Annotated in this window: 9 protein-coding genes; 8 read left to right on the plus strand and 1 reads right to left on the minus strand. The window is 37.5% G+C overall.

The features are described from left to right. Positions 1 to 125 precede the first annotated feature (125 nt). The 7 genes from AC5KOD_RS12275 (at position 126) to AC5KOD_RS12305 (ending at position 9,144) form a co-directional block, all read left to right on the plus strand. Positions 126 to 1,181 (plus strand): aspartate-semialdehyde dehydrogenase, encoded by a 1,056-nt coding sequence (locus tag AC5KOD_RS12275; RefSeq protein ID WP_496914860.1) that lies wholly within the window; start codon positions 126 to 128, stop codon positions 1,179 to 1,181. Positions 1,182 to 1,206: 25 nt separating this feature from the next. Next, the gene (gene dapA / locus AC5KOD_RS12280) at positions 1,207 to 2,079 is read left to right on the plus strand and encodes a 4-hydroxy-tetrahydrodipicolinate synthase (protein ID WP_496914861.1); all 873 of its coding nucleotides are present in this window, start codon (positions 1,207 to 1,209) and stop codon (positions 2,077 to 2,079) included. A gap of 30 nt (positions 2,080 to 2,109) precedes the next feature. Beyond that, entirely contained in the window at positions 2,110 to 3,783 is a 1,674-nt protein-coding gene (locus AC5KOD_RS12285) for a ribonuclease J (RefSeq protein ID WP_496914862.1), read from the plus strand. Positions 3,784 to 3,848: 65 nt separating this feature from the next. Next, entirely contained in the window at positions 3,849 to 5,300 is a 1,452-nt protein-coding gene (locus tag AC5KOD_RS12290) for an MFS transporter (RefSeq protein WP_496914863.1), read from the plus strand. Positions 5,301 to 5,604: 304 nt separating this feature from the next. Next, positions 5,605 to 6,927, plus strand: coding sequence for a DRTGG domain-containing protein (locus tag AC5KOD_RS12295; RefSeq protein WP_496914864.1), 1,323 nt, complete (start codon positions 5,605 to 5,607; stop codon positions 6,925 to 6,927). Positions 6,928 to 6,944: 17 nt separating this feature from the next. Continuing rightward, positions 6,945 to 7,895, plus strand: coding sequence for a DHH family phosphoesterase (locus AC5KOD_RS12300; RefSeq protein WP_496914865.1), 951 nt, complete (start codon positions 6,945 to 6,947; stop codon positions 7,893 to 7,895). A 256-nt stretch (positions 7,896 to 8,151) separates the two neighbouring features. Then, positions 8,152 to 9,144, plus strand: coding sequence for a YdcF family protein (locus tag AC5KOD_RS12305; protein WP_496914866.1), 993 nt, complete (start codon positions 8,152 to 8,154; stop codon positions 9,142 to 9,144). Between the two features lie 64 nt (positions 9,145 to 9,208). Here AC5KOD_RS12305 and AC5KOD_RS12310 read toward each other — a convergent pair whose 3' ends face one another. Further along, positions 9,209 to 11,158 (minus strand): ABC-F family ATP-binding cassette domain-containing protein, encoded by a 1,950-nt coding sequence (locus AC5KOD_RS12310; protein WP_496914867.1) that lies wholly within the window; start codon positions 11,156 to 11,158, stop codon positions 9,209 to 9,211. A 295-nt stretch (positions 11,159 to 11,453) separates the two neighbouring features. Between AC5KOD_RS12310 and AC5KOD_RS12315 the strand changes: the two genes are divergently transcribed. Then, a complete protein-coding gene (locus tag AC5KOD_RS12315) occupies positions 11,454 to 12,104 on the plus strand; it encodes a redox-sensing transcriptional repressor Rex (RefSeq protein WP_496914868.1) in 651 nt (216 codons plus the stop codon). Positions 12,105 to 12,676 lie beyond the last annotated feature (572 nt).

Below are 12,676 nucleotides of genomic sequence, written 5' to 3' on the forward strand. Positions count from 1 at the left end.
TGTTGCATAGCTTAAACTATTTACCCGCAATAAAGGAGAATAATAAGGATATTTATCGATTTTTGTGGTAAAATGAAGAATGAGTTTTCTCGGGAAAAATTATCCATAATGAAGGAGTTTATTGTATGAGTAGAGAATATCACGTTGCAGTTGTTGGAGCCACTGGTGCGGTTGGCACTAAAATTATTGAGATGTTGGAAAGTAGTCCTTTGCCAATTAAGGCAATTAAACTCCTGGCTTCTAAGCGTTCCGCTGGAAAAGAACTGACATTTAAAGGCCAAACAGTGACTATTAAGGAATTGGTTGCAGAGGAATTTGAGGGTGTCGATTTGGCTATCTTTAGTGCTGGTGGAGATCTTTCTAAGAAATTTGCGCCAGAAGCTGTTAAACGTGGAGTCGTTGTCATAGATAACACAAGTGCCTTTAGAATGGATGAGAACACGCCGCTTGTAGTTCCAGAGGTTAATCCCGAGGCTTTGCGTAGCCATCAAGGGATTATTGCTAATCCAAACTGTTCAACTATTCAGATGATGGTGGCATTAGAACCGATTCGTCAAAAAGTAGGCTTAGATCGCTTAATCGTATCAACTTATCAAGCGGTTAGTGGGGCTGGTATGTCAGCTATTAAAGAACTTGAGGCTCAGTTAACGGACATGCTTGCGGGCAAGTCTGCTGCGGAAGTTGTTGCTAACATTTTACCATGTGGTGGAGATAAAAAGCATTTTCCACTTGCTTTTAACGCACTACCGCAAATTGATGTTTTTGGACAAGATGGTTATACACTTGAAGAGTGGAAAATGGTCAATGAAACGAAGAAAATTATGTCCGATGCGAGTATTAAAGTCTCAGTAACCTGTGTGCGTGTACCGGTGCTATCAGGTCATTCTGAGTCTGTCTATATTGAAGTGAAAGACTCAATTGATGTAGCTATGATTCAGGGGCTGATGAAAGAAGCGCCTGGTGTTATCTTACAAGATGATCCAGCTAATCAGTTGTATCCTCAGGCATTGACAAGTATTGACAAAAAAGAAACCTTTGTTGGGCGTATTCGTCGTGATTTAGATGTGGAAAATGGCTTCCATATGTGGATTGTTTCAGACAATTTGCTAAAAGGAGCTGCTTGGAATTCCGTACAAATCGCAGAAACCTTACACCAATTAGACCTGGTTCGTGTACCATAGAACAAGACTCGAGGGGGATTTTAAAATGGATTTAGGACAAGCAAGTATTTTAACTGCTATGGTGACACCTTTTGATGACCAAGGGGCAGTTGATTATAAAAAATTACCGAAGTTGATTGAGTATCTACTTGCTCATCATACAGAGGGCTTAATTGTCTCTGGCACAACAGGGGAATCGCCAACACTGAGCCAAGACGAAGCTTTAGAGTTATTTACAGCAAGCGTTGAGATTGTTGCTGGTCGAGTACCAATCATTTGTGGTGTGGGGAGCAATAGTACTCAGGTAACCTGTGAATTTATTAAAAAAGTAGCAAAGATTAAAGGAGTTGCAGCTGGACTTGTTGTAGTCCCGTATTACAACAAACCAAACCAAGAAGGACTTTACCAGCATTTTAAAGCCGTTTCAGAAGCTAGTGAGCTACCTATCATGTTATATAATGTGCCAAGTCGTACAAGTGTTAATATGGAGGTGGCTACGACTTTGCGTTTAGCTGAGTTACCTAATGTGATAGGGACAAAAGATTGTAGTGGGGCTGAAGCCTTGGCGTCAATTAAGGTCGGAGCTCCAGATGACTTTTTATTGTTCAGTGGTGATGATGCCATGGCATTTACGGCTAAAACACTAGGGGCGCAAGGAATTATTTCAGTTGCTAGTCATGTGATTGGTGATGAGATGTATTCTATGTACCAGCTTTTAGCTGATGGGGAAGTGGCAGCCGCTGCAGAGATGCATGCCAAGTTACTGCCTAAAATGCAAGCTGTTTTTTCAGTGCCCTCGCCGGCGCCGATTAAAGCTGTCTTAAATCACCGAGGAATTGATGTCGGTGGGTTACGTTTACCTCTGGTTGCCTGTACTCCCACAGAAAAAGAAAATATTTTAATGATACTGAATAAGTAATCATTGGGAAGAACATATGAGGTGAAAGATTTGAGTAACATCAAAATTATTCCACTAGGCGGTGTCCGTGAGAACGGAAAAAACTTATACATCGTAGAAGTGGAAGAAGAGATTTTTATTTTAGATTGTGGTCTAAAATACCCAGAAAATGATCAGTTAGGTATTGACGTGGTTATTCCTGATTTTTCTTATCTTGTAGAAAATAAAGATAAGATTGCAGGTGTTTTCTTAACACATGGTCATGCAGATGCTATTGGTGCTTTACCATATTTATTAGAAAGTATTAATGTGCCTGTTTTTGGAACTGAACTGACTATTGAGTTGGCTAAGTTAAATGTTGAGAGTTATCCTGGTTCTAAGTCATTTAAAGATTTTCATGTAATCAATGAGTTTACTGAAATTGATTTTGAATTCGGAACAGTGAGTTTCTTTAGAACAACTCATACGATTCCAGATTCAGTCGGTGTTTCAGTTAAAACAAAAGAAGGTAACATTGTTTATACAGGAGATTTTAAATTTGATCACAGTGCGATACCAATGTATCAAACGGATTTTGCTCGTTTAGCAGAAATTGGTAAGGAAGGCGTACTTGCATTATTAAGTGACTCGTCAAATGCGGAAAATCCGACTCAAGTTGTATCGGAGCGTCAAATTTCAGAAGAAGTTTTCGATACATTGCGTTATTGGGATGGTCGGATTATAGTAGCCAGTGTTGCTAGTAATATCCAACGAGTTCAGCAAGTGTTGGATGCTGCCCATCGTTCATTAAGAAAAGTAGTTCTAACTGGGGAAGACTTAGAACGAATTATTCGAACAGCAATTAAATTAGATAAATTAACTTTAGCTAGTGAAGATCTAATTATTGAAGCCAAAGAGATGAAAAACTACCAGCCAGAAGAATTATTGATTTTGGAAACGGGTAGAATGGGTGAGCCAATCAAAGCTCTTCAACGAATGGCAAGTAGTCGGACACGTGGAATCAATATTCAAGAAGGGGATTTAGTTTACATTACAACAACACCTTCAATTGCTATGGAGACCACGGTTGCTAAAACAGAGGATATGATCTATCGTGCGGGTGGTACGGTCAAAACCATTTCGGATAATTTCCGTGTCTCAGGACATGCTAATCCAAACGATTTGAAGCTAATGTTAAATCTGATGAAACCGAAGTTCTTTATTCCAATTCAAGGCGAGTATCGTGTTCTAGCAGCTCACGCTGATTTGGCCAATGAATTGGGAATTCCTTATAAGAACATTTACCTGACTGGCCGTGGCGATATGCTGGAGTATAAAGATGGTCGGATGCATATTGCTGGAACAGCTGATGCGGATAATGTTTTAATTGATGGATTAGGTGTTGGCGATATTGGTAATATTGTTTTACGCGATCGTCGTATTTTGTCAGAAGACGGTGTGTTTATTGCTGTTACAACTATTAATCGTAAGCAACAAAAAATTGTGGCTCGTCCGCAAATCACATCACGAGGATTTGTATATGTGAAGGAAAGTAAGGACTTGATGAAAGAAAGTGCGATAATTGTTGAGGACATCATTCAAGAGAATCTGAAAAACAATGATTTTGAGTGGGGTAAGTTAAAACAAGATATTCGCGAGCAATTAAGTCGCTATTTATTTGAACAAACAAAGCGTCGGCCTGTCATTTTGCCAGTTATTATGGAAACAAGTCAGCGTAAAAAATAACTTTGATCTTATTCTCTTCAGTTTTGAAGAGAATAAGATTTTTTAATGAGAAAGAAGGAGTTTATGTGGAGAGAGAATTAACACCAGAGTCACGGCATGCAAATTATAATCATCGTTGGATCATTTTAATCGCGATTGGTCTTTTTACGTTTATGTCAACCTTAGATGGTAGTATTGTGAATGTGGCTTTACCAACAATTTCAGAAGATATTGGGGTTAAGATGAATCAGTCTGAGTGGGTAGTTTCTATTTACTTAATGACAGTTTGTGCCTGCTTATTACTTTTTGGTAAGATTGGTGACAGTTTTGGAAAAGTTATTGTGTTTAAATGGGGAACAATTGTCTTTGTTTTGGGGTCACTTTTATGTGGTATTCCAGGATCTTTAACATTATTGTTGGTTGCACGCATCATTCAGGCTATCGGTGCAAGTATGACGATGGCGACAGGAACAGGCATTATTACGGAAGTGTTTCCGATGAGTGAACGAGGAAAAGCACTTGGTTTAATGGGCTCATTTGTTTCTTTGGGGTCTATTACTGGTCCAGGAGTTGGTGGTTTAATTTTGCATCAACTTCATTGGTCTTATATTTTTTGGATCAATGTGCCAGTTGGCCTAATTACAATTTTGATTGGTCAACGTTTTTTACCGAAAGACACGGTTCGTTCGAGGAAAAAAATTGATGTGGCGGGTTTTGTGACTTTCGGTATCTTCATTATGAGTTTTTTTGGTGGTATTTTTATTGGACAAGAGATTGGTTTTAAACAGGTATTGATTGCGGTGTTGATGGTAATTGCATTAATCAGCTTAATTGCTTTTTATCGAATTGAAAAACGTGTGGATAATCCATTAGTTCATTTCTCAATATTTAAGAATAAAATGTTCACGATGAGCTTATTAACAGCTTCATTAATTTTTGTGAGTAACTTTTTTGCAAATGTTATCTTACCTTTTTATTTACAAAATTTACGTGGGTTTACTCCAAGTAAAGCAGGCCTAATCATGATGGTGTTCCCTTTAGTTATGGTAGTTGGTGCACCAATAAGTGGTGCATTATCAGATAAAGTGGGACCGATGATTTTATGTCTGGTCGGTTTAGTATTGCTAACCATCTCACAAATAAGTTATATGTTAGTTGGAGCAGAAACGTCGCTGGGATTATTTATGCTAATACCAGCTTTGATGGGTCTTGGAAATGCTCTTTTTCAAGCGCCTAATAATACAATTGTGATGAGTAGTGTGACAGTTGAGGATTTAGGTATTGCAGGTAGTCTGAATTCACTCGCTCGTAATTTTGGCATGGTCGTCGGGATTTCGTTGTCTACTACAGTTTTATATAGTGCAATGACTGCTAAGATGGGTGAAAAGGTAACGACTTATTTAACTGATCGTCCAGACATCTTTATTTATGGTATGGGAGTTACTTACTTCGTCTCCTTTATAATCTGTTTAGTGGCTTTAGGAATGACTGGTTGGCGCTTTGTAAAAGGTAAACGAAATGAGCGTGTCACTAATTAAATATGACAATGAAAAAACCTGTATCAAATATATTAATTTGATACAGATTTTTTGTTGATAAACTAAGAACTAATTGTTGGAAATGACTTATTTAGAGAGGTAAGGGATGAATGTTAGTTATTAAGGTTAGCGTACTTTGTGAAAAACTGTATTACTGGTGGATGGAAAACTGTTATACTTTCTAACGCGTTGTCTTTGTTATTTCGCTCATAAACGTATATAATGAGTATATGAGACTGTTTTTTTATTAATGAATCAGTTTGAATGTCCATAAATGAAGGTTACCTAAGAGGAGAATAAGTAGATGGCTACGAAGCATGATCAAATTTTAGCGTATATTGAAACGTTACCTGTTGGTGAGCGGATTTCAGTGCGTAGCATCGCTAAGAGCTTAAGCGTTAGCGAAGGGACGGCGTATCGAGCGATAAAAGAGGCCGAGAACACGGGATTGGTCTCTACCATTCAACGTGTGGGAACAATTCGTATTGAAAGAAAAATGAAAAGTCATTTTGAAAAATTGACCTTTGGAGAAGTAGTAAAAATAATTGAAGGGGATATTTTAGGTGGTCGTAATGGACTTGAAAAGGTTCTTTCCAAGTTTATCATTGGGGCAATGACTGAAAGAGCTATGGAACGCTATATTACTCCTGGTTCGTTAATGATTGTTGGGAATCGTGAAGAAGTACAAATTTTAGCTCTGGAAAGAGGCGCGGCCGTTTTAATTACAGGTGGGTTAGAAACTAGCGATGAAATTATAGCATTAGCTGATGAAGTTGGTTTACCAATATTAAGTACGTCGTATGACACATTTACAGTTGCGACGATGATTAATCGAGCAATGAGTGACCAATTAATCAAAAAAGATATTATGCTAGTTGGTGATATTTTTACTTCTCTAGATAAGACGAGTTATTTATATACGACTGATACTGTTGCGGATTATCGTGAGTTATCAGATCAAACTAACCATACCCGTTTTCCTGTAGTAAATAAGAGCCGACGAGTTCTTGGGATTATTACTGCAAAGGATTTAATAGGCAAGCATGATTCGCAAACACTTGATAAGGTAATGACGAAAGACCCTAATAATGTAAAAAAACATATGAGCGTGGCGAGTGTTGGTCATTTAATGATTTGGGATGGACTGGAAATGATGCCCGTCGTTGAAGATGATCTGTCATTGATCGGCATTATTTCGCGGCAGGACGTGATGAAAGCAATGCAGTTGGCACAGCGTCAACCGCAAATGGCTAACACGATTTCTGATCAAATTTCGGGCGAGATTATTACTATTGAAGGTGCGACTAAAAATGACGAGGCTCATTTTGGTTTTACTGTGACACCGCAGATGGTTAGTACGGTTGGAACGATTTCCTTTGGTGTTCTGAGTGAAATTATTAGTAATGTGTCTCAACGGACGATGTATCTTCATCAACGGCGTAATGTGGTGATTGAGCAAGTTAATTTGCATTATTTTCGTTTGATTCAAATTGAAAGTGAGTTGGATATTCGACCACGAGTTCTGGAAATTGGCCGACGGTCGGCTAAGTTAGATATTGAGGTTTATTTGGAAAATGCGATTGTTGCTAAGGCGATTGTCATTTGCCAATTAATGGAGAAAACTTAAGGAAAGAGGTGCGTTAAGTGAGTATTACACAAGAAATTTTAACTGAGATTAAAGCATATGACACGATTATTGTTCAGCGACATCAACGGCCAGATCCAGATGCTTTGGGCTCTCAGGGTGGTTTAGTGGAGATGCTAAGAGCATCTTTTCCTGATAAGAAAATCTACAAAGTGGGGGGACCTATTGATGATTTGGGGTACATGACTGATATGGATCACGTGGCTGATGAGAGCTATTCAGGCGCGTTGGTGATAGTGACTGATACCGCAAATGCACCAAGAATCAGTGATGATCGGTATGAATTAGGAGATAAGTTGATTAAAATTGATCATCATCCTAATGATGAACCATACGGAGATCTTTCGTGGGTAAATACTACGGCTAGTAGTTGTAGTGAGATGATTGCTGATTTTTATGAAGCTTTTAAAGAAGAATTGACAATGACCGATGAGGGGGCTCGTTTGTTGTATGGCGGGATTGTAGGTGATACCGGTCGCTTTATGTATCCTGCTACTACGTCACATACTTTTGAGGTAGTAGCCAAATTGACACGTTTTAATTTTGATGCACCACGCTTAAACCGTTACATTAATGATACGACCCTAAATGTTGCTAAATTATCAGGGTACGTGTTACAGCAAATGGAGCTTGATGAGCATGGAGCTGGCATGGTTTTGCTACCGTATAGTATTTTGGAAGAATATGGCGTGTCCGATGCTGAAACTGCTGCGTTGATTCCTTTGCCAGGGCAAGTTGATAGTGTGATTGCTTGGGGGATTTTTGTTGAGCAGCCTGAAGGTTATTATCGTGTCCGTTTACGATCAAAAGGACCCGCAATTAATGAATTGGCGAAGGCTCATCACGGTGGAGGACATCCATTGGCTAGTGGAGCTAATGCACGTGATTTAGCCGAAGTAGCTGAGATGTATCAAAAGATTCAACAAATTGTTCGAGATGATCAAAAATAGTTTAAGCGATGAGTTGATTGAAGAGAGTATCTAGTTTAGAACAACAGTAAAAAATTATTAATAGGTCGATAATGACTGGATTTAGAGATGAAGCAAGCGTAAGCAACTACGTTTGTTTCTTTTTTTACAATTAAAATTATTAAGTGATGATATGACAATTTTGTTAGGTCAGAGCTTAAAAGTGAAAGTTGATTCGATGTTGCTTATCTAGTATTCCGTCTATACTTAAGATAAGAGATAAAGGAGATGAGGAAAAATGATGACATTTGTAACTGTTGGAGGAATTTATACTTTGGTGATGATTGGGTTTATTAAGCAGGTGAGGAAGCCGACAGCTTTAGCTGAAGCAAATAAACTACGTCCTATGGCGTTAGCTTCATTGCTGATGTTAAGTTTATCGATTGGGATTGTCATTGTCCCATTGGGTGTTACGTTGTCAATTGTTTTAGCTCCATTTATCGTTTTGTCAGCTGGTGTGGTCTTTGCTTTAAATGGTACCACGATGCTTTGCAAAGAATCGCTAACTTTGGGGAACAGCTTGTCATTTTTACTTGGAGTTGCTCTATTAGGTGTGAGTTTCGCGAATGTTTTAGCATATCAAACAGAAATGTCAGTTCTACAAGGCTTGACACTGTCAGCTAATTTTTTATCTTTACTGCTATTGTTAAGCTTTATGATCTTTCTTGTTGTAGCTTATTTGAATCAACGGGCTGTTAAGGACCAACGAGCAGACTACATTATTGTCTTGGGGTGTGGCTTGATTAACAATCGTGTGACTCCTTTATTAAAAAGCCGGCTTGATCGAGCAATAGAACTCTATTATCAACAGCTTTCAAACGGAGTAGAGAGTAAGTTTGTCGTGACAGGTGGACAAGGAGTGGATGAAAAAATTTCTGAAGCAGAAGCGATGAAAAATTATTTGGTCTTGCAAGGAATTGATTCTTCGGAGATTATTATAGAAAATAAGGCAATCAATACCTATGAAAATATGCTTTTTAGTAAGATTTTGATTGAAAAAGAAAGGCTTGATTATGAAGCAGTTTTTGTTAGCAATAATTTCCATGTTTTTCGCAGTAGCTTGTTTGCAAAGCAGGTTGGGTTAGTTGCTAAAGGAATAGGCTCACAGACTGCTCGGTACTACCTTCCTAGCGCGTTTTTAAGAGAGTTTGTAGCCGTTACACTTATGATAGCTAAAAGCTTTAAAAAAAGTCTTAAGAGAGGATCAAGAACGGCTGTTAGTTACAAATAGAAAAAAGAGTGAAAGAAACAATCATTAATGTTTCCTTCACTCTTTAAAAGTTAAAAAGATTTGTTTAGTTCTGTTTTGATTCTAATTCTAAACTAAGCGATTCCCATTCATTCATTATGTTTTCTTGCTGTGTTTCGAGAGTTGTCATGGTAGTTTGAAGTTCAAGTAATTTTTGATGGTCATCAAAATAATCTGGATTAGTCATGTCTACGTGAATAGTTTCAATTTGTTCCTCAATCTCTAGTAATTGTTGTTCAAGCTGTTCAACTTTTCTCGATAAACTACGAACAGCACGTTGCTCATCTTTTGATTGTTGAAATTGATTACGAGCAGTGGGTGTATTTGTTTTTTTTGTTATCTCACTGGCTTCTGCTGATTTCAAAGCAGCAATTTCTACCTCTTCTAATTTTTTTTCCAAGTAATAGTCATAGTCACCTAAATAAAGTTTACTACCGATTGCTGATAATTCGACTACTTTAGTAGCAATGCGATTGATAAAGTAACGGTCATGAGAGACAAATAAGATGGTACCATCAAACTCGATCAATGCATGCTCTAAAACTTCTTTACTATCAATATCTAGATGGTTGGTAGGTTCATCTAGTATCAAAAAATTTTCCTTGTTCATGGATAATTTAGCTAAAGCAAGACGTGCTTTTTCACCGCCACTAAGTAGTGGGACAGTTTTTTCAACATCTTCACCAGAAAAAAGGAAGCTTCCTAAAACTGAACGAACATCCTTTTCCGGAGTGGTAGGATGCTCGTCCCACAATTCTTGTAAGACGGTTTTAGTTGAGCGCAAGTTAGCTTGTTCTTGATCGTAGTAGCCGATTGAGACATTTGTTCCTAATGTGGCTTCACCCTTGATAAAAGGAATTTCCTTAATGAGAGATTTTAGAAGAGTAGATTTTCCAACGCCATTTGGTCCAACTAACGCAATTGCTTCACGTTTACGAATGTCTAGAGTAACGGGCTCGGATAAAATAGTATCTCCATAGCCAATCGCTGCATTTTCTAAATGAATCACGACATTTCCAGATTCGCGTTCGCTACTAAATAGAAAACGTGCCGACTTTTCATCACCAGTCGGTTTATCTAGTCGCTCAATTTTTTCAAGTTGTTTCCGACGACTTTGAGCACGTTTTGTTGTGCTAGCACGAACTAAGTTACGGGCAACGAAATCTTCTAATTTATTTATTTCAGTTTGTTGCTTATCGAAGGCCTTCCAGTCTTGGGCTAGTTGTTCTTCTTTTAATTCTAAGTAACGAGTGTAGTTACCTTTATAATGCGTCATTTTTTGCCGACTTAATTCATAAACTTCTGTCACTATTTTATCAAGGAAGTAGCGATCATGAGAAACAATTAGAAGAGCGCCCCTATAGCCTTGCAGATAGTTTTCTAGCCAAGCTAATGTTTCAATATCTAGGTGGTTAGTTGGTTCATCGAGAATAAGTAAATCAGGACTTTCAAGCAATAGTTTTGCTAGAGTAAGCCGTGTCTTTTGACCTCCCGATAGGCTATTAACGGGCCGTTCATAAAAACTTTCATCAAAATGGAAACCGTTTAGAACAGCCTTCATTTCTGCTTCATAACCATAACCATTTTGTTCGTTAAAGTTGTGTTGTAATTGATCGTATTCAGCTAACAATCGCTGATAGGTAGTTTCGTCTGCCATCAAATCTGGTTGTCCGATTTGATGCTCTAACTCACGTATACGACCTTCCATTGTAAGTAAGGCATCGTAAGCAGATAGCATCTCGCTCCAAATAGTTTTATCACTATTAAAGCCGGTATGTTGATCTAAATAACCAATTGTCAGCTGCTTTGTTTTTGAAATATTCCCTTCATCAGGCTCATCAATTCCAGCGATTATTTTTAATAAGGTTGATTTCCCTGCGCCGTTTCTGCCAACTAAGGCAATTCGGCTCCGATCTTGAATTTCTAAATGTATGTGTTTAAACAATGTGTCCGCTCCAAAATGACGGGCAACTTGATTAGCTTGTAATAAAATCATGGTTGTTTCCCTCGCTTGCTTAAGTATAGTACTAGTCTATCATACTTATCTTTTCTTGTGAAAAATTATCGAAAACAAACCTATTATCAAGAAAATTTTTCACAATATCAAACAGAAAAATTGCTTTTATCTATCAGATACTGGTATTATAATAATGGGAAATCAATAATAAAAGCAATTGCCTTTTATCCAGACTCTTGTTTAGCACTGTTCAAGAGCAAGTGAAAGTTAGATGCAATTTATCATAAGTATCGTTGAAAGAACGGATTACTAATTAGGAGGAATGAGAATTTTTATGAAAAACCAAGTAATACCAAAAGCAACAGCGAAGCGTTTGCCGCTGTATTATCGTTATTTGAAAGTATTGTTAGATTCAGGGAAAACTAAGGTATCATCAACTGAGTTGAGTGAGGCCGTTAAAGTTGATAGCGCGACAATTCGTCGTGACTTTTCTTATTTTGGTGAGTTAGGCAAGCGAGGTTATGGCTATGATGTTCAAAGTTTGTTGGATTTCTTTGCCAAAACTTTAAGTGAAGATCGTTTGACTAATGTGGTGTTGGTCGGTGTTGGTAATTTAGGTAATGCGTTATTAAATTATGGTTTCCACCAAAATAACAATATTAGAATTAGTGCAGCATTTGATGTAAAAGAAGAATTAGTTGGCCGAATTGTTGATGGGATTCCAGTTTATCCAATGAGTGATATGGAAGAACAAATTAAACAGCAGCAGATCGAAATAGCTATTATGGCAATTCCTGCAAATGCCGCTCAAGATACAGCTAATCTGTTGATTAAAGCAGGGATTAAAGGGATTATGAACTTTACTCCAGTTCGTTTGTCAACCCCGAATGATGTGCAAGTGCAAAGCATTGATTTAACAAATGAGTTACAAACATTGATTTATTTCTTAAATCACTATACAAAAAATAACGACATCCAAGATTAGCTAGGGTTCCATAAAACACTATTTACCAGAAAATAAATTAATAGAAGAAATTGAGAATTCTACGGCTAAATAAACAGGACTCACCCAAAAGCTAGGGATTCATAAAACACTATTCAATAAATAATAATTCAATAGAAGAAACTGATAACTCTATGGCTAAACTTAAGGACTTGAAATACACAAGTCCTTTTTAAATTGTCTATTTTTGCCCCTTCGCAAATCCAATTTCCTATTTTATAAAAATTTGAATCGTGGCTTAAGTATATTTTGCGCTGGTATACTCTTAATAATCTTGCCCACACATAAGTCCTGTACCCATAACACATTGCAGGTCTTTTTTATACTCCTTTTGTTTCTAACTCTCTCTTCCAGCCCTTACAATATATATGTAACAATAAACAACTTCCATAAAACAACTTTTCAACCAATCGAATCAATTTCATAATTCCAATGCCTTACGGCATAAGGGATTAAATCAACTAAAAAAAGAGAACCTCCCCATTTTTGATATAATGTAAGTGCAAGCCAACAGAATCAAAAAGGAGTGTTCTCTATGACTATTATACACCAAC

The organism is Vagococcus sp. WN80Y (assembly GCF_059621045.1).

What these genes read in the sequence shown, in the direction of transcription:
- AC5KOD_RS12275 (WP_496914860.1), top strand. Translation starts at nt 126, where the DNA reads ATGAGTAGAGAATATCACGTTGCAGTTGTTGGAGCCACTGGTGCGGTT.
- AC5KOD_RS12315 (WP_496914868.1), top strand. Translation starts at nt 11,454, where the DNA reads ATGAAAAACCAAGTAATACCAAAAGCAACAGCGAAGCGTTTGCCGCTG.
- AC5KOD_RS12305 (WP_496914866.1), top strand. Translation starts at nt 8,152, where the DNA reads ATGATGACATTTGTAACTGTTGGAGGAATTTATACTTTGGTGATGATT.
- AC5KOD_RS12295 (WP_496914864.1), top strand. Translation starts at nt 5,605, where the DNA reads ATGGCTACGAAGCATGATCAAATTTTAGCGTATATTGAAACGTTACCT.
- dapA (WP_496914861.1), top strand. Translation starts at nt 1,207, where the DNA reads ATGGATTTAGGACAAGCAAGTATTTTAACTGCTATGGTGACACCTTTT.
- AC5KOD_RS12310 (WP_496914867.1), bottom strand. Translation starts at nt 11,158, where the DNA reads ATGATTTTATTACAAGCTAATCAAGTTGCCCGTCATTTTGGAGCGGAC.